We start from the raw sequence: 16,858 nt of genomic DNA, 5'->3' as shown, positions 1-16,858 counted from the left end.
ATGATAGTTGTGGTTGGCACGCTTTACGTTTCTTGAAAAAGGGGCCTTATCCCTTCACTGCACCGGCCATAATGCCGTTATCGAAGTACTTTTGGAAGAAGGGATACATGATCATCAGGGGAATGCTGGAGATGATAATCGTGGCGTACTTGAGCAGCTCGGCCAGCTGGGCCCGCTCGGCGGTGCTCTGGATGTCGGAGACCATACCGGCCTCAGGCTGGCTTTGGATCAGGATGGAACGGAGGACCAGCTGCAAAGGCTGCTTAGCGGGGTCCTTCAGGTAGATCATGGCGTCAAAGTAGCTGTTCCACATGCCCACGAAGTTCCACATGGAGATGGTGGCGATGATGGGGGTGCAGACGGGGATCAGGATCTTGAAGAAGTAGGCCATTTCGGTGGCTCCGTCAATGTCCGCGGCCTCCTGGAGGTCCCGGGGGATGCCCTGGTAGTAGGTACGGGCAATAATCATGTTCCACACGTTGAAGGCGCAGGGCAGCAGGATGGCCAAGGGGTTGTCCAGCAGGTTGAGGTCGTTGATCAGCAGGTAGGTGGGGATCAGGCCGCCGCCGAAGAACATGGTGATGACAAAGATCACATTGAAGAAGCCTCTGCCCCGGAAATCGGGCCGGGACATGGGGTAGGCGGCCAGCAGGGTGACGACCCCGCCCAGGATGGTGGCTTCAATGGAGTAGAGCAGGGCGTTCTTAAAGCCCACCCAGATCTGGGCGTTGCCCAGCACCCGCTCATAGGCCATCAGCGTCCACTTGCTGAAATCGAAGGTCACGCCCTTGTTCTGGAGGGTGATGGGGTCGATAAAGGACGAAAGGATGATATAAATAATGGGAAAAATAATGGCAGCCAGAAACAGGCCAAGGATGGTATATGCCACGATCAGGAGGGCCCTGTCGCCGGCGGACTGCCGGGCAAAGGCGCTGTTTTTTTTATGCTTCACACATTCTCTCCCCTTTCTGTCAAATGCCCTTGCCGTCGTTCATTTTCTTGACAACGGCATTCATGGAGATCAGGAGGATCACGTTGATGACGGTATTGAACAGGCCCACGGCGGTGGAGAAGCTGTAGTCGCCGTTGATCAGGCCCTGCTTATACACATAGGTGGAGATGATCTCGGAGGAGGCCATATTCAGGTCGGTCTGGAGGGCGTAGGCCTTCTCAAAGCCGATGCTCATGATGTTGCCCACCGACATGATGAACTGGATGAGCACCGTGTCCTTGATGGCGGGCCACTCCACCGCCTTGATCTGCTGGATGATGTTGGCGCCGTCCAGGATGGCGGCCTCCTTCAGGTCCTTGCTGGCGTTGGAGAGGGCGGCTGTATAAATAATGGAGGCCCAGCCTGCGCCCTGCCAGATTCCGCTGGCAATATAGATGGTTCGGAATGCCTCCGGCATGGTCATAAAGTTATAGTTGGTACCCAAAAGCATATTGATCATGCCCGTGGGAGACAGAAGAATCCGCACAATACCGCACAGCACGATGACAGAGATGAAGTTGGGCATATACAGCACCAGCTGGATCTTTTGCTTCCTGCTCTTGCTCAGAATGCGGTTGAGCAGGAAGGCCAGCAGGATGGGGGCTGGAAACCCCCACAGCAGGCCGAACACGCTCAGCTTCAGGGTATTGGCCAGGTAGCTTAGGAAATCCGGGGACGTCAGGAAGCGCTCAAAGTGATACATCCCCACAAATTCGCTGCCAAAGATGCCAGCGAAGGGGTTGTAGTCCATGAACGCGATGGCGATGCCGCCCATGGGGATGTAGCGGAAAACGATCGTCAGCACAAAGGCAGGCATGATAAAGAATGCGTACAGCTGCCAGTGCTGCCGGATGTACACCAGAGAGTTGTGCAGCCTGGTGTTTCCGCCCGTTGGGACAACAGCGCTTGTCTGGGACTTGCTCATAGATATTCCTCCTTCTGTTTTTTCCTCTCCCGGAAAATGAGCAAATACACCATCCGAATTAAAATGTATGTATTTGAACATTTCTTGGATTCGGTAAGTTTACATTAGCACGACACCTTGCATATGTCAACTATATTTCCGCGTTTGCAGTGTAGAATTTTTGGGGCAAATATTGTGACAATTGATATTGTCATTCGCACAATCACAAACTTGACATTTGCACCTATTTGTGGTACGATGTGCAAAACAAAATTAAGGAACCTCTGATTGATTCGTGTTTCCCCGTCTCCGGCGGGGGAAGCGCCTGAAAATTCAGGGCTTAGAACCGTGAGGACCAATTCGATCAGAGGTTCCTTGAAAAGGTACAAAAGTGAGGAGGCATTCCATGAAACGGGTCACCATTCAAGATATTGCGGACGCCCTGGGTGTTTCACGAAACACCGTGTCTAAGGCAATCAACAACTCTGACGGTCTGGCGGAGGCGACAAGGGAAAAAATTCTCCAGAAAGCGGTGGAAATGGGCTATAAGCAATTCTCCTATGTGGCCGCCCTCTCAGGAAACAGCAGGTTTGTTCCCTCCGGGGACTCTGAGCCCCCCGCCGCGGCCAGCGAAATTGCCGTGTTCACCGCAAACCTCTCCCTGCTGTCCAACCACTTCGCCATTCCCATGCTGGACCGGTTCAAGCAGGAGCTGTCTCAGCTGGGCTATTCGTTAAATATTTATAAGGTGGACCGGGAGAATCTGGCCCAGCACACCCTCCCGGCCACATTCGACCCGGAACGGGCCAGCGCCATCATGTGCATAGAGATGTTTGACCGGGCCTATGACGAGATGGTCTGCACGCTGGGACTGCCTGTGCTGTTCGTGGACGGCCCCCATAAGCGGTATGGCGATTCTCTCCCCGCCGACCAGCTGCTGATGGACAATACCACCGGGATTACCAAGCTGGTCCATGATTTATTGGGGAAGGGCATCCGGAAAATCGGCTTTATTGGCGATTATGAGCACTGCCAGTCCTTTTTTGAGCGCTATGTCGCCTTCCGTTCCGCTATGACCCTGGCCGGCGTCCCCGTGGACGAGGCGTTCTGTATCAAGCGGCATTCCACGGATATGGATGTCCCCCTCTCCGCCCTGCCGGAGCTGCCGGAGGTGTTTCTCTGCGCCAACGACTTTATCGCCGTGGACACCATGCAGGCGCTGCGCAAGCTGGGCAAATCGGTCCCAGGCGATATCCTTTTATGCGGGTTCGACGACGCCCCGGAATCCAGGATCATGACCCCGGCGCTGACCACCGTCCACATCCACACCCAGATCATGGCCTTTACCGCCCTCCATCTCTTGCTGTCCAGAATGAAAGAGCCCTATCTGGACTACCGGACCGTCTATACGGCTACTGAGCTGATCTGCCGGGATTCCACAAAGCTGACCGTGAAGGAGGAAGTGAAATGAAATTTCTTTCCTACGACAGTCCCTTTGGCCAGCTGATGATGAAGCTGTGCTACAGCTGCTGCCTGAATATCCTCTGGTTCCTCTGCTGCATCCCCATCGTTACCATTGGGGCGTCCACCACGGCGCTGTACTACACCTCCCTGAAAATCGTCCGGGGGGAGGACCACGCCTTGACCCGCATGTTCTTCCGCTCCTTCCGGGAAAATTTCCGCCAGTCCACCGTCCTGTGGCTGATCCTGCTGGCCATTGGCGGGCTGCTGGCCAGCGACGGATACATCGTGTACCATCTCCGCGCCTCCTCCACCGGCGCCGCCGCCGTTCTGTGGACCTTGATCCTGGCCCTGGTGATCGCCGCGGCGGTGGCTTACACCATCATTTTGCTGTTTGTCTTTCCACTGGTGGCCAGCGTCTCCAACACCAACTGGGCCATGCTGAAAAATTCCTTTTTCATTGGGACCCACTATCTCTTCTGCACCATTCTGGTGTTCGCGGTACATTTTGCCATGTTCTTTCTGGTGGTCAGCGTATTTACCCCGCTGATCATCTTCGGCGAGGGCCTGTGCGCCCTGCTCAGCGCCTATCTGATGAACAACGTGCTGCGCGCCTGCGCCTATGACCCGGAGGAGGAGGGCGCCCCGGAGGCTGGTGGGGACATATGAGTCTGACAAAAGAGGAAACGGCCGCCCGGAGGGCGGCCTTTCAAAAAATGAGCCTGGCTGGCAAAACGGAGTATATCTTTACCTACTTTAAGCTTCCGATCCTGCTAGGTCTTATCGCACTGTATCTGGTATGCTCCGCGGCGTACCGGCAAATCACAAAAAAAGAAGTTATTTTGTACACGGCCCACATCAATATTTCTGTTGGGGATGAGCTGGAAGCCCGGCTGACCGGGGGATTTCTCTCCACCAGCGGGGCCGATCCCAAACGGGCTGAGATCGACCTGTCCCGGGGGCTCTATTTGTCGGACGACCCCGCTCCCGAGGACCACGAATATCAGTACGCATCCAGCCTGAAGCTCATGGCCGCCATCAATGCGGAGCAGATGGACGTCGTCCTGATGAACCAGGAGGGGTATGATATTTTTTCCCAGAGGGGCTATCTCCTTGACCTGTCCGGCCTGCTCACTTCGGACGGCGCCCTGTACCGCCGTCTGGAGCCTCACCTGGCCGTGAACACAGTGATCCTGGAGGACAACTCCATTGAATACACCCTCAACCAGGCGGAGCAGTACAGGGCGGTGACGGAGGAGGTCGTAAACGGGCTCGACCTCTCCCAGTTCCCCCTGTTTCAGGGTGCCGGCTTCTCGGAGCCTGTATATCTGGGCGTGGTGGGCAACAGCCCCCGGCTTCCCGCCATTGTCCAGTATATTGCGTATTTGGCATCGTAATCTGCCCAAACGGGGAGCGGGACAGGCGGTGAGATCCGCTTGTCCCGCTCTGATCGGAGCAGCCCTTTTTATGACATTTTTTTCAACAGCCTTCTGTTTGCCGGATCATCATAGTCCTTATACGTTCCGTCATCGTCATACAGCAGATATTCAGCACCTGGATACCCCAGCAGTTCAAGGGCGTCTGTCTGAAGCTCCGCCACGCATTCGGCCGCCTTGGCAACTGGGATACATTTCCCGGAGCGAATAAACAGAGGCACTTCATTCAAGGCAATTTCCACGTAGTGGTGCCCCGGAGACAACGTCTCTTGATGGATGGAGCCGTCGGGCATGAACTTGACGAACCGCATTTCTTCCGGCAGATAGACATACCGTCCCTTCGCGTTCTGGGTATAGACGGGGGTGATCATGATCTCCCCGCCCAGCATCAGCTGGTCCTCCACCCGGGGAGCGAACGTGTCCCGTGGATACTCAAAGGCCAGCGGCTTGAAATACAGATCGTCCGAGAGGGCCGCTTTCATATATTCGCTGTAAAGATAGGGCAGCAAACGGTAGCGGACCTCCACAATGTGGCGGAAATCCTCCACACCCTCAAATTGATAGCACTCCTGCTCCCTTGTGTCGATGGCGGAGTGATTCCGCATCAGCGGCGTGAACACACCGAAAGCCAGCCAGCGCAGCAGAAGGTCCCGGGTCGTGTGGTCGCCAAAGCCGCCCAGATCCGCTCCTGTGTACAAAAAGCCGCACATATTCAGAGCTGGCATCATTTGCAGATTCAGCAGGATATGGCTCCACCAGGACTTGTTGTCTCCGGTCCAGATCCCACCGCAGCGGTGCATTCCAATGTAGGAGGAGCGGGAAAACAGCAGAAACCGCTTGTCTGGAGCAATCCGCTCAAAGCCCTCGTCCGCCGCCCGGGTCATATTATAGCCAAACAGATTATGTACCTTATCATGGCGGACCATGCGGCCGTCTACCTGATGATAGAAAGCCTTGTAATAATCCTGATGATTCTGAAGCCCTGTCAACGCCTCTCGGACCTGAAACATGGATACCGCGCCCGTCTCATCCTCCATATATTCCCGCATCAGCCGGGATGCCGCCTCCAGCCCCTCCGGCGTATAAAAGATTGCGGGCTCGTTCATATCGTTCCAGAAGCCCTCGATACCCTGTTCAATGAGGGAACGGTAGCAACTGCCGAACCAGCGCCTGGCCTCCGGATTCAAGACATCCGGAAAGTGAGTATCTCCCGGCCATACCGCCGCCACAAAATCGCTGCCGTCCGCCCTTTTGCAGAAATATCCGTTTTTGACCCCCTCCTCATAGACCGGATAACCTTTCTCTACCTTGACTCCCGCGTCGATAATGGGGATCAGTCTGATGTTTCGCTCCTTCATTTCCTTGACAAATGCGGGGAAATCCACAAATTCCTCTCCGTTTATGGTGAAATCCTTAAAATCCTGCATATAGTCGATATCCATGTAGAGCATATCAATGGGAATGTGATTTGCGCGGTATCCGTCCGCGACCCGCCGGAAATCCTCCTTTGTCCGGTAGCCCCACCGGCTTTGCCCGAATCCAAAGGCGAATTTAGGAGGAATATAGCTCCTCCCGATGATTTTCCGGAACTGCTTCACCACCGTATAGGGTGTTTCCCCATCTATCATATAGAAGTACAGATCTGCCTCCTGGCAGCTGATCTCCAAAATATCGGAACATGTATAGCCGATATCAAAGGTGACCTTGGCGGGATGATCCACAAACAGGCCAAAATTTTGTTCTCCCGCTATCACGATGAAGTTGTGGGCGCCGTACAGGGACTGTGTACTCTCCATATGGTGCGGGTCGTCCGAGGCATGGCTGATGTAGCGATGTCCCCGCTTGTTGATCCCCCTGACTGCCTCGCCCAGCCCATAGACGATATCATCCTTGGCCAGCTCATACCGCCAGCGAAAGCCGTTTTGAAGGCTGACCGTTCCGAGGGGAGGGGCTTCTTCCGTCTCTTTTATATGTTCGGCCACGGCCTCCGTCTCAAAGGGGTGCCCGTACTTGAATTTCCAAATCATAGCCATGCGCTCCTTTCATCTGCCGCAAATGGGTCACAGTTTTTCTTGCAAGTACTTGCGCGTTTACTATAACAGAGCAGCAGGGCTTTGACAACATGAAATAAAAATTTTTGATATCAATGGGGTCTAGAAATGAATGCCTACTTATTTGTCTCAAAAATCAGAATACAGACTGCGCTGGCCTACCGGTTCAACGTGATCTCCACCATTCTGATCCAGTGCCTAATCATGTACGCCATGTCCTGCTTCTGGGCCGCCGCCTATAGTGGCGCCGAGAAGGTTTCCGGCGCGAGCCAGCGGGACATGATCACCTACACCACCATTTCCGTCATCATGGGGAACCTGCTGACCATGGGCGTCCAGAACCGGATCGCTCGAAGCGTCCGGACGGGCAGCGTGGCCCTGGATCTACTCAAGCCGGTGAACATCTACGGCGTCTATCTGGCGGAGGACCTAGGTGACTGCGCCGCCGCCTTCTTCCAGAAGGCCGTCCCCCTGCTTCTGGTGGGGACGGTCCTGTTCGGGTTCCCCATGCCCGCGTCAGCCGTTCACCTCCTGCTGTTTCTGTTCAGCTTTGCCATCGGCTACCTCATCAACTGGATTCTGGCGGCCCTGCTGGGGCTGTGCGCCTTTAAGACGCTGACCCTTGGTCCGTTGGTCAACGCCAAGGGCTTCATCATGAAGCTGCTCTCCGGCAGTATTTTTCCCCTGTGGTTTTTCCCCGCCGGGTTTCGCCAGGTGCTGGAGGCGCTGCCCTTTATGAACATCTACCAGCTCCCCCTGGGCATCTACATCGGGCAGTACGCGATGGATGAGATCATGCTCCGCACGGCGCTCCAGCTGTTCTGGTGCGCGGCGCTGTGGGTCCTGTTTGACGTACTGCAAAAGAAAATGGCGGCAGCCATACTGATTCAAGGAGGCTGAGCGCATGAAAACGATAAGATATTACATCTCCGTGGCCGCTATATCCATCCGGCAGTCCATCCAATCCCGGCTGGAGTACCCCTTTATGCTCATCGGCCATGTGCTGGCCAACTGCATCCAGTGGGTGATAGGCTTTGCCACGATCAAGTTCGTGGTGGACCAGTTTGGCAGCATCGGCGGCTGGGGCTACGAAAGTCTGGCGTTTTTGTACGGCATGTCGGTGCTGAGCCATGGCCTGGCGGTGGTGTTCTTCATCCAGACCTGGGGCATGGGCTACTGGATGATTGATGGGGAGTTTGACCGGTTTCTGCTGCGGCCTATGAACCTGATTTTCCAGTTTCTGTTCGATGACTTCAATCTCATCGGCTTCACGGACATCATCCCCGGCCTGATGGTATTCGTCTACGGGTGTGTCAAGGTACACCTGACCCCGAGCTGCGGCAATATTCTGCTAATCCTCTGCACCCTGGCGGGCGGAACGCTGATCCGGGGGGCGGTGTGGATGTTCTGCGGCTCCATGTCCTTCTGGACCAGGAGTCCCGCCAATTTCACCGACATGGTGGGGGAACTGTTCGAGCGAGTGTCCATATACCCCCTTACCATCTACCCCCGGTGGGTTCAGGCCCTGTTTACCTTCCTCCTGCCTCTGGCGTGGATCACCTTTTGGCCCGTCAAGGATATTCTGGAACCGGAACCCGGCATCCTTCCTGTGCCTATGGCAGCCGTCACCCTGGCGGTGGGGCTGCTCCTGTTCACAGGGAGCTGCGTGGTATTCCGGGCCGGGATGGGGAGGTACGAGAGTGCCGGGAGCTAGGAGAGCGATCAAAGCACGAAAGAGGTGTATCTGTTTTATGGACTTTACAGAGATATTTCAGCTTTATCACAAGGACCCGCCATACAGCTGGGAATACAAAGACACCAGCCGGGGGGAGGAGGATTTCCGCCGCACGGTCTTCGCGGAGTGGGCGGATCAGAGACTGGTCATTAAAATTGCCTGTAATGATTTTACTTCCCCGCGCCGCGTACAGATCTGGCAGAAAACGGCGGCGGCTTACAGCGCTATGGGGTATTACTGTCCCCAGATCATCGCCGGTAAAAATGGGAATCTGGCGGAGACCGTGGAATATGAGGGCAGAGCCTGCGTTGTGTACGCGGAAGAGCGGTCCCGATTTCAGACGGCAGACCAGCTTGGAGAAAGGGTAATCCTGCAAAACGGACGGTATATTTACCATGACGACGCCCTCCGGTTCCTCTGCGAGGTTGGTTCGGCGGGACTGGATTTCGGGGATTTTCCCTCTGGTCTGTGTATTTTGGAGCGGTTCTGCCCCTCTGACCCCTGTGACGAAATCATGGAGTGCGCCCTGGAGTTCAAGGGGGGCATAGAGGAACAGCTCCCCCAATATACACAACGGTTTCAGGGAATATGGTCCCGCTTTCTCGCGAATCGCAGCTCTTTGGAGCGGCTGTACAGCCAACTCCCAGTCTCTGTCTTTCAGGCCGATCTGAACCCGGGCAATATTCTGCTGGACGCTGATATGCGCTTTGCCGGCGTGCTGGATTTCAACCTTTCCGGCAGGGATACCGCGCTGAATGTTTTGTTCCGGGAGCTGTGGATCAATTTTGACGAGGATATTCCCGACAAGAGGGAAAACAACATGTATTATGTGGAGAAGAACAACGAAAAGGCGCTCCAGTCCTTCCTTGAGAACCTTCTTCTGATAAAAGACAGCTATCACTTTACCCAGGCGGAAAAGAAAGCCGCGCCGCTGCTCTACCGGTATTTGCGGCCCTTCTGGTGGCGTCCCCTTCATGCGCTGAAACGGGATCAGAACGATCCGGCGAAGGTGGGAAAGATCCTGGACTGGATCGAGAATGAGCAGACGCGCGGCATTGATTTTGAGGGGATAATGGAGGCCCGGCCATGAACATCATTGAAGTGAGCCATCTGGTAAAGGAATACAAAAAAATCAAAAAGGAGCGCGGCCTGCGGGGGGCGGTAAAAAACCTCTTTGTACAGAACACAGAAACTGTACGGGCGGTGGATGACATCTCTTTTTCCATTGAAAAAGGGGACATTGTAGGCTACATAGGCCCCAACGGCGCGGGAAAAAGCACTACCGTGAAGATGCTCTCCGGCATCATGCGGCCCACCAGTGGCGAGATCCTGATTGATGGTATATCTCCCCAGGAGGACCGCAAACGGGTGGTGCGGAACCTGGGGGTGGTGTTTGGACAACGCAGCCAGTTGAACTGGGACCTGCGGCTGGGCGAGACCTTTGAGCTGCTGAAACGAATTTATCAAATCGAAGATAAAACCTATACTGAAAACCTGGGAACGCTCAACGAGATTTTTCAAATCGACCGCTTTATTGACACTCCGGTGCGCCAACTCTCCCTTGGGCAGCGAATGCGGGGTGACCTGGTGGCAGCCATGCTCCACTCGCCAGAGGTCTTGTTTTTGGACGAGCCCACCATCGGTTTGGATGTGGAGGCGAAATATTCCGTCCGGAAGTTCATCAAGGAAATCAACCAGCGCGGCAAAACCACTATTATCCTGACTACACACGATTTAGGTGATATCCAAGAGCTGTGCCAGCGGGTCATTATCATTAACGAGGGAGCGATTATTGAAGACGGTTCACTGGATGATTTGATTGACAAGATCGCCCCTTACCGCCATCTTATCATCGATTTCTATCACCCTGTCACCATCCCGCACCCTCATGCGGAGCTTGTCTCTGTCCGTGAGGCCCGTTCTGTTTACCGCTTCCGCAAGGATGAGATCACGGCCGCCCGATTGATCGAGGATATTTCCCATACAGCACCTATTAAAGAAGTAGGCTTGGAGGAGGCGAAGATCGACGATATCATTCGGACGGTGTATCAACAGGGAAGCACATGCAAAGCTTGATTGGCACTTTCCATTTTCCTTCCCCCCTTCCTTCCTATATTTTCTCTACAATATGATGAGGCCTGTCTGGCAACAACCAGACAGGCCTCTTTTTTGACAGGATGAAGGGAAAGAACTTCGTGTTGAAATTCTTTCCCCCATCTTTATATCTTACGCCGCCTTTTGAAATCGGATGCTGTTCGCTCTCACCTGAAGCTCCTGAGCCAGGAATTTGAGCGTGTTAAACTCATCATCCAGCCCGTCCAACTCCCGCTGGAGCACCTGCTCATAGTGCTTCTTTTTCGCCTCCAGGCCCTGGACCTTCAGCACCCAGCGGTCCATGACCGCCGGACTCTGGCTCCCGGACTGGATCAGGTAGTCGCACCGCTCCTGGTATGCGGCAATTTCTTTCTTCACTGCCGCGTAGAACTCCTCGGTCATTTTGCCCCGCTGCTTTTCGTCGTCGATAATGTAGAAGCTGTTCACCATCAACGGGGTGTTATTGCGGTTGAGGTCGCCCAGCAGGTTGATGAAGTCCTCAAAAATGTCCACCTTTTCCATGTAGGTCTTAGGGACAAAGTACATATGTCCAGCGATGCTTAGTTTGGTGGCGTCAAGACTGCGCAGGAAGTTGGTGCAGATGGTCTCGATCTGCTTGCGGTTGGCGCACCGCTGGTAGAGCTCGAACAGCTCCTCCGCCCGGCGACAGCACTCCCGCACATCCACCACGTCATCCATCATCAGGTTATCGCAGCGGAATATATGATCCCGCTTGTCAAAGCTGATGTTAGCCAGCTTCTCATACTGGTTGGTCCTCTGGTTCAGAGTCTCCTTTACCAGCTCCCGGGAGAGGATATCCGCCGTGTGTTTGTTGTCCCGGCAGTAGGCCAGGTAGATGTGGGTCTCGTTTCCCGTGGTAACAGGATACCGTTCCCGGATATCCCCGGTGGCGGAACGGAAAGCGTCAGCGACGGAAAGCCGCTTGCCGCCGGTGTAGGGAATGTCCATCTCATCACAGAGCTTTGCCAGGGCCTCCTTCTCCACCAGGAGATTGCTCAGGGAGAAGTAGAGGAATTTGCCCAGCATATGCTCCTTGTCACCCTGAGAGGTGCCGATGAAATCCTTCATATCAAATACGTTGTCCATAATATGTCCTTTCTCTACATAGCTGCTACCCGGCTGAGGAGGTAGTCGTCCACCCCCTTGTAGGCCGGGTCCCATGTGTATTTGGTGTACTTCCACCGCTTGACTGCCTGGACTTCCCTCCGCATAGCCTGGATGGCTTTCCGGACCTCCGGCTTGGTGTTCTGATCCATGTCCATCGCCTCCACCACCTCTGTGACGTTGAGACTGCGCAGGGTATCGGTCAGGCCGTTCAGGGCATTGACGCCGCCGATGCACACGAACAGGGCGTCATGGGCCAGAAAGCTGGCCACGTCACCCTTGAGGGGCCCCTCCGTCAGATAAGCCCGTTTGCTGGCGGTGTCGCCGGTGACGTGGACCCAGGAATAGCTTCGGGTACCGTTGGTCATATCCCGGCTGGAGAGCCAGCGGTACTTCCTGCCTGGGTCATCCGTATCGTCCAGGCGGATTTTCAGCCCCTGAATCAAGCCGTTTTTATCCCGGACCGGGATCAGAAATCCGTTTGGCCCGGACAGCGTCCAGTCGCCGTAGTAGGTACGAAAACCGGGCACACCCAGCAGATCAAATCCGCAGGAGCGGAGCAGGGAGGCGAGAAGCCGCCGGCCCTGTTCCGTCTCCGGCATACTGCGGTACTCGTTGCGCTGGATTCTATCCTCAGACAATCCGCGTTCCAGCAGATTTTCCCGATGCTTGTCCAAAAGCGTCAGATAGCTCAGCAAGGTGGAATAGGCGGCGTGCCGTTCCTCCAGGGAAACGGGCTGCCGCTCTGCTTCTGCGTTTTGAGGAGTAGGCTGTTTGGGGAGAGGATACACATTTGTCCCCCTTGCCAACTCCTGATACGCCTGTTTGTTGCTCACCCCGTTCAGCATGGCGTACAGCGTGACGCTGTTGCCATGTGCGCCGCAGAGGTTGCAGCGGAACTGGTCGGTGGCGGTGTTCAGGCTGAGATGGTACTTTCCCCTGCCGTGGTCACCGCAGAAGGGGCAGCTCGCCTCGACCTCCCGCCGCCGAAGCGTCCGGGAGTCGAGGACAAGCCCGCACCGCCTGGCCGTGTCCACGATGGGGATTTTTTCATAGACCAAGCGGTTTCACCCCTCCGTCTGACAATTAAGCGGCCCGCTGTTCTGTTGCTGTGGGAATGGGCCGCAGGGGCCGTACCTCCAGGGGCGCGCCGTGGACGCACTTGGCCATGATGACCTGCCCGGTAGGCCGCACGTTGACCAGGTCGTCCACCGATTCCATGTTGTCCACGAAAACCGGATAGTTGCGCCCGGTCAGCCGTTTCACCAGCTCGGACACCTCCATCCCCGCCCGGATCTTCTCGGACAGGGACAGCCGGTCATACCGACGGCCGTTGTAGGTGAACTTGAAAGCTGCCTTCTGCTCTCCGCTGGTCTTCATCACGTCGTACAGCGAGATGGCCACCCTGTTCATCTTCAGGGCCTCAAAGGTGAGCTCCGCCCGCTTTCTGGCGTAGATGACCACGTTGGAGATCAGAACCTTCAAAGCCTTGACCTTCTGCTGGGCCTGGGTGATCTGGCTGTCAAAGTCGGGCTGTTCCCGCTCAACGGCCTTCCGGGCCGCGGCCAACTCCGCCGCGCACCGCTGAAGCTCATCCTTGCAGGCCAACAGGCGGTCATATTCCTGCTGTGACAGATTGCCGTACTCCAGGCTGGCGGACAACCGCTGAATCTGTTCTCTCAGATTGTCCGTCTGTCCGTCTGCTGTCAGCTTGTCCCGCCGCTTGGTGAGTGTGTCGATCTCATCCTGCATCTTGATGATGTCCTCCGCCTGGAACTGGTCAAAAACCGCCTGGTCCTTGGCCTCCTGTTCCTGTAGCTGCGCCACCTGAATCCGCTGGCTCCGGCCATTGGCAACAATATGGTTGATAGCCGTCTGGATTGCCACCTGCACCTCGGGCAGGTTTTCTTCCGTTACCGGCCGGCGGCAGGTGGGGCAGGAGATACCGGGAACAAAGGCCTTCAAAATCTGGTTTTCCCGCTGGTACTGTTTGCCCAGCTCCTGGACCCTGGCGTTGGCCTGGGCGATCTCCTGAGTGAACTTGGGCTGATACTGCTGTGCCCGGCGCTGGGCCTGTTTCTGGCTCAGAGCCAGAATGTCAGCGTCAATCTGGGCCGTACTGCTGCCCTGGGCCGCTTCGTTGTATCGGGCACTCAGCGCAACCAAATCAGACTCCATCCGGGCGCGGTCCAGTTCGGCAAAGCGCTTGCCCTCCAGGGCTTTCAGTTCGCTGTCAAGCTGACTGTAACGCTCCGTCAGAGCGGCAGCGGACTGCCGCTGGGCCTCAGCCTGGGTAACAGCCTGGTCCTTCTGGCCCTGGAGGTAGATTATGTGCTCCTCCAGCTTCCGAATTTCCTCCCGCCTGTTTTTCAGAACAGCGTCGGGAGAGGGAATCTCCACACCCTCCAAGGCAGCCTGAACGCCGTCGGAAAGCTGTCCCATCACGGTTTCGTGAGGAATCATAGGCAGGTACATCTCCAGCAGGTTTTTGCCCTCATCCCCCAGCTCCTCAATAAAATAGAGGGGGTTGAAGATGGACAGGAACACATCCCGCTCGCCGAACATATCCGTCAGGTCCATCTGGCGAATCTCATAGCGGTCATAGTGGATGGTCATGCGGTTTTTTTTGCGGGTCCGGGTCAGCTCATGGGGCGCGCCCGTCTCATCCAAAAATCGGAGGGAGACGGAGACCTCGGGCTGGACCTCGTTGTGCAGCTTGTCGATGCCGCGCTCCCCGAAAAAGGGCTGGCCGGTAACGGCGAAGGCGATGGCGTCGGCGATGCTGGTTTTGCCCAGGCCGTTGCCGCCGGTGATGGCGGTCTGAGGGCCGAAGTCAAGAATGGTAGGCGCCTGATAGCACTTGAAGCCGGAGATGGTCATGCCGGTGATCTGAAACCGCTCTATCTTTTTCATAGCGTCCTCCTTTACGCCGCCTGATTCTGGTGGGCCACAATCCGGTAGTCCCGCAGGATGTAGAACACCACGGTATCCTGCTTTTGCAGCTCCAGCTTGACGCCGGTCAGCTGTGTGCCGGCGACCAGCTCCGACCGCTCGCCGATGGCGAAGGCATGGATCTGCTTTTTATCCGGCCCTTCCAACAGCGCATGGGTCGTGCTGTTGGGGCGGTTTTCCAGCCGGGCCGCGATCACGGTGTAGATACCCGCTTTACTGTCCGTCTTGGACCGGGGAAGGGGCTGGACCGGTGGGGGTGTGGCCTGCTGGCCGGCTGCCGGCGCAGGCGCGGGAGCCTCCTTCGTCTGCTTGGGGGTCAGGGTGGATTGCACCCCGCCGGCAGGGGCGGGCGTCAACTTCATCTTGCTCAAAGTGTCTGTGTAGGCTTTATCCAGCTTGGCACGCTCGGACTTTTTGATGATCCAGCTTCTGCCCAGCTTCTCAATGTCCACCCAGACGGTGTCCATGCTGTAAAGCACCCGGCCGCCAATCCCCCACTGGACAGCGGCCCGCTTCATGCTGTCGGACAGGCCGCCCTTGACCGGCTCGATGTCCGAGTCCTCGGCGCCATCCCACTTGGTGATGAAGCCCCGCTCGGGAAAATAGATGGAGATGCCGCAAAGCTGGGAATCCTTCTGCCCAGCCCTGTGCCAGGGCTTGTACTCGTTGTACCAGCCGTCCGGGCCCACCACGTCGTCCAGCCGGGCCTGGATGGCCCGGTTGGTCACGTAGGGGACAGCAATCCCTCGGAGTTTGTCCTCCAGGGTCTTTTGCAGCCGCCACTCCAGATCCTCCGGAGCGAAGGGTCTGGCCAGCTCCCGCTGGATGGTTCTCGCGTCTTTCTGTTCCATCAAATTACCTCCTCGTCAAAAAATCTTTTAAGGTTTTCCCATCCTTCACCAGAACGTCAGTGTAGTAGTGAGCGGGCGTCTTGTTCTTCATCTGCTCCAGCAGGTCGCGGAATCCGGCATGGAGCCGGTTGTTCTGCTCGGAGTACAGGTCATCGTTGTTGGGCATTCGCAGGATGTAGGCCGCCAGGGTGTGGAGCCGGGCCGGGTCCTTGTAGACCGGCAGGGCGTTGTTCCCCAGGCAGATGCTTTGATTTCCATGTACGTTGGAAAAGGGATACCGGTAGGTTGGGGTATCCTGCGTCAGCCGCTCATCCTTGACCACGCACAGACAGGCTTCTGTTACCTTGTGCTCATGCAGCAGATATTTGAAGCGAAATACCAGCCGGGGGATAGGAAAATGGGGGTACTCCGTCCCAAAATAGGAGAAGTCCGCGTACAGCTCCGGATACCGGATGTAGTAATAGGCCCATTTCTTCTCCAGCACCACGGCGATGCAGCCCTCGGGCAGCAGGCCGGTGGGATGGCGCTCATCGTCCACCCGGCTGGTCAGGATGCAGTCGGAAAGTGACTGCGGGGAGATGTTCTTCCAGGTGACCACACCCTTTTTGCTGTGCTGTTCCACCTCAACTTCCGCCCGGTCTGTGTTTATGCGGATGATCATATCAAAATCCTTGGGCATTACGCCGCCTCCTTCCGCTGCGCCGCCGTCACCAGGGACAGCGGTATGATTCTGGTCTCCTGGTTTAATTCCGCTTCCATCTTCTGGTTGAGCGACAGAAGGGTGTAGCGAATTTCCAAAAGTCCTTCCGGAACAGCCTCATGGCTGTAAAATTCTTCGCCTGTGAACAGAAGGATGCACTTGCGCCCGCGCTCTGCGAGGGACAGACGCCAGTCATAACCATAGCTGTAGCTGTCAAAACGGAAGTTTTCATGGATGGTTCGTTCAATAGTACTTCGGTACGGGTTTTTTCCTCAGTAATCCCTTTGTCCCGCTCATATTCCTGGCACAACCGGCAAAACCGGTCAATGATCGGGTCGGCAAACAGCCAGGTGTCAACGTCTTTTCTCTCATTGTAGTAGTGGGCGGTATTCTGAAAGATCCATTCCGAGGCTTCCAACCCCAGCGCATAGCAGCTGTCTTCATCTAACTCCCATATTCCAATATCATTTTTTGCTTTATCTGGTACATCGCTGTCAAAAAATATTTTTGCCAGCCGGAGTACTGAAAAAAATGTGTGATTCAATTCCTGCATAACAG

General features: G+C 55.8%; 16 protein-coding genes. 7 read left to right on the top strand and 9 right to left on the bottom strand.

Features of this window, described 5'->3' with window-relative positions; genetic code table 11:
* Window positions 1-46: 46 nt before the first annotated feature.
* Together D1646_RS11765 and D1646_RS11760 are read right to left on the bottom strand one after the other, a co-directional pair.
* Window positions 47-952, bottom strand: a complete 906-nt coding sequence (locus D1646_RS11765) for a carbohydrate ABC transporter permease (protein WP_160636642.1) — start codon at window positions 950-952, stop codon at window positions 47-49.
* A 19-nt stretch (window positions 953-971) separates the two neighbouring features.
* Window positions 972-1,916 (bottom strand): ABC transporter permease subunit, encoded by a 945-nt coding sequence (locus tag D1646_RS11760; protein ID WP_160636641.1) that lies wholly within the window; start codon window positions 1,914-1,916, stop codon window positions 972-974.
* A 385-nt stretch (window positions 1,917-2,301) separates the two neighbouring features.
* Here D1646_RS11760 and D1646_RS11755 point away from each other — a divergent pair, with 385 nt between their 5' ends.
* From D1646_RS11755 to D1646_RS11745, 3 genes are read left to right on the top strand one after another with little or no spacing between them, the layout of a single operon-like run.
* On the top strand, window positions 2,302-3,366 hold the full coding sequence (locus D1646_RS11755) for a LacI family DNA-binding transcriptional regulator (protein WP_160636640.1): 1,065 nt from the start codon (window positions 2,302-2,304) through the stop codon (window positions 3,364-3,366).
* On the top strand, window positions 3,363-4,025 hold the full coding sequence (locus tag D1646_RS11750) for a YesL family protein (RefSeq protein ID WP_160636639.1): 663 nt from the start codon (window positions 3,363-3,365) through the stop codon (window positions 4,023-4,025). Before D1646_RS11755 ends, D1646_RS11750 begins: the two co-directional genes overlap by 4 nt.
* Window positions 4,022-4,753 carry a hypothetical protein gene (locus tag D1646_RS11745; protein ID WP_160636638.1) on the top strand — a complete coding sequence of 244 codons (732 nt, stop codon included), beginning with the start codon at window positions 4,022-4,024 and terminating at the stop codon, window positions 4,751-4,753. The genes D1646_RS11750 and D1646_RS11745 overlap by 4 nt, the downstream gene beginning before the upstream one ends.
* Before the next feature lie 68 nt (window positions 4,754-4,821).
* Here D1646_RS11745 and D1646_RS11740 read toward each other — a convergent pair whose 3' ends face one another.
* Window positions 4,822-6,819, bottom strand: coding sequence for a TIM-barrel domain-containing protein (locus D1646_RS11740; RefSeq protein WP_160636637.1), 1,998 nt, complete (start codon window positions 6,817-6,819; stop codon window positions 4,822-4,824).
* 132 nt (window positions 6,820-6,951) lie between these two features.
* On the opposite strand from D1646_RS11740, the gene D1646_RS11735 reads away from it, so the two are divergent.
* From D1646_RS11735 to D1646_RS11720, 4 genes are read left to right on the top strand one after another with little or no spacing between them, the layout of a single operon-like run.
* Window positions 6,952-7,743: an ABC-2 family transporter protein gene (locus tag D1646_RS11735; protein ID WP_160636636.1), complete on the top strand. Its 792-nt coding sequence runs from the start codon at window positions 6,952-6,954 to the stop codon at window positions 7,741-7,743.
* Window positions 7,744-7,747: 4 nt separating this feature from the next.
* Entirely contained in the window at window positions 7,748-8,557 is an 810-nt protein-coding gene (locus tag D1646_RS11730) for an ABC-2 family transporter protein (protein ID WP_160636635.1), read from the top strand.
* A 37-nt stretch (window positions 8,558-8,594) separates the two neighbouring features.
* Window positions 8,595-9,668 (top strand): phosphotransferase, encoded by a 1,074-nt coding sequence (locus D1646_RS11725; RefSeq protein ID WP_160636634.1) that lies wholly within the window; start codon window positions 8,595-8,597, stop codon window positions 9,666-9,668.
* Window positions 9,665-10,654, top strand: coding sequence for an ATP-binding cassette domain-containing protein (locus tag D1646_RS11720; RefSeq protein ID WP_160636633.1), 990 nt, complete (start codon window positions 9,665-9,667; stop codon window positions 10,652-10,654). Before D1646_RS11725 ends, D1646_RS11720 begins: the two co-directional genes overlap by 4 nt.
* A 150-nt stretch (window positions 10,655-10,804) precedes the next feature.
* On the opposite strand, the gene D1646_RS11715 is transcribed toward D1646_RS11720, so the two are convergent.
* The 6 genes from D1646_RS11715 to D1646_RS11690 all read right to left on the bottom strand — a co-directional run bounded on the left by D1646_RS11715 (window position 10,805) and on the right by D1646_RS11690 (window position 16,853).
* The gene (locus tag D1646_RS11715) at window positions 10,805-11,779 is read right to left on the bottom strand and encodes a DUF6744 family protein (RefSeq protein WP_160636632.1); all 975 of its coding nucleotides are present in this window, start codon (window positions 11,777-11,779) and stop codon (window positions 10,805-10,807) included.
* A gap of 14 nt (window positions 11,780-11,793) precedes the next feature.
* Window positions 11,794-12,858 carry a hypothetical protein gene (locus tag D1646_RS11710; protein WP_160636631.1) on the bottom strand — a complete coding sequence of 355 codons (1,065 nt, stop codon included), beginning with the start codon at window positions 12,856-12,858 and terminating at the stop codon, window positions 11,794-11,796.
* A gap of 25 nt (window positions 12,859-12,883) precedes the next feature.
* A complete protein-coding gene (locus D1646_RS11705) occupies window positions 12,884-14,710 on the bottom strand; it encodes an AAA family ATPase (protein WP_160636630.1) in 1,827 nt (608 codons plus the stop codon).
* 11 nt (window positions 14,711-14,721) lie between these two features.
* Window positions 14,722-15,600, bottom strand: coding sequence for a Rad52/Rad22 family DNA repair protein (locus tag D1646_RS11700; protein WP_160636629.1), 879 nt, complete (start codon window positions 15,598-15,600; stop codon window positions 14,722-14,724).
* Between the two features lie 4 nt (window positions 15,601-15,604).
* Window positions 15,605-16,279 carry a hypothetical protein gene (locus tag D1646_RS11695; RefSeq protein ID WP_160636628.1) on the bottom strand — a complete coding sequence of 225 codons (675 nt, stop codon included), beginning with the start codon at window positions 16,277-16,279 and terminating at the stop codon, window positions 15,605-15,607.
* Window positions 16,280-16,343: 64 nt separating this feature from the next.
* Window positions 16,344-16,853 (bottom strand): hypothetical protein, encoded by a 510-nt coding sequence (locus D1646_RS11690; protein ID WP_160636627.1) that lies wholly within the window; start codon window positions 16,851-16,853, stop codon window positions 16,344-16,346.
* Window positions 16,854-16,858: the final 5 nt, after the last annotated feature.

The organism is Pseudoflavonifractor sp. 60 (assembly GCF_009911645.1).
Lineage (GTDB): Bacteria > Bacillota > Clostridia > Oscillospirales > Oscillospiraceae > Lawsonibacter.
The sequence above is the reverse complement of the archived record's forward strand: the minus strand, read 5'-3'. Positions and strand labels throughout refer to the sequence as shown.

Coding starts and splice junctions, on each gene's coding strand:
- D1646_RS11760 (WP_160636641.1), bottom strand. CDS start 1,916: ATGAGCAAGTCCCAGACAAGCGCTGTTGTCCCAACGGGCGGAAACACC.
- D1646_RS11755 (WP_160636640.1), top strand. CDS start 2,302: ATGAAACGGGTCACCATTCAAGATATTGCGGACGCCCTGGGTGTTTCA.
- D1646_RS11750 (WP_160636639.1), top strand. CDS start 3,363: ATGAAATTTCTTTCCTACGACAGTCCCTTTGGCCAGCTGATGATGAAG.
- D1646_RS11745 (WP_160636638.1), top strand. CDS start 4,022: ATGAGTCTGACAAAAGAGGAAACGGCCGCCCGGAGGGCGGCCTTTCAA.
- D1646_RS11740 (WP_160636637.1), bottom strand. CDS start 6,819: ATGATTTGGAAATTCAAGTACGGGCACCCCTTTGAGACGGAGGCCGTG.
- D1646_RS11735 (WP_160636636.1), top strand. CDS start 6,952: ATGAATGCCTACTTATTTGTCTCAAAAATCAGAATACAGACTGCGCTG.
- D1646_RS11730 (WP_160636635.1), top strand. CDS start 7,748: ATGAAAACGATAAGATATTACATCTCCGTGGCCGCTATATCCATCCGG.
- D1646_RS11725 (WP_160636634.1), top strand. CDS start 8,595: ATGGACTTTACAGAGATATTTCAGCTTTATCACAAGGACCCGCCATAC.
- D1646_RS11720 (WP_160636633.1), top strand. CDS start 9,665: ATGAACATCATTGAAGTGAGCCATCTGGTAAAGGAATACAAAAAAATC.
- D1646_RS11715 (WP_160636632.1), bottom strand. CDS start 11,779: ATGGACAACGTATTTGATATGAAGGATTTCATCGGCACCTCTCAGGGT.
- D1646_RS11705 (WP_160636630.1), bottom strand. CDS start 14,710: ATGAAAAAGATAGAGCGGTTTCAGATCACCGGCATGACCATCTCCGGC.
- D1646_RS11700 (WP_160636629.1), bottom strand. CDS start 15,600: ATGGAACAGAAAGACGCGAGAACCATCCAGCGGGAGCTGGCCAGACCC.
- D1646_RS11695 (WP_160636628.1), bottom strand. CDS start 16,279: ATGCCCAAGGATTTTGATATGATCATCCGCATAAACACAGACCGGGCG.
- D1646_RS11690 (WP_160636627.1), bottom strand. CDS start 16,853: ATGCAGGAATTGAATCACACATTTTTTTCAGTACTCCGGCTGGCAAAA.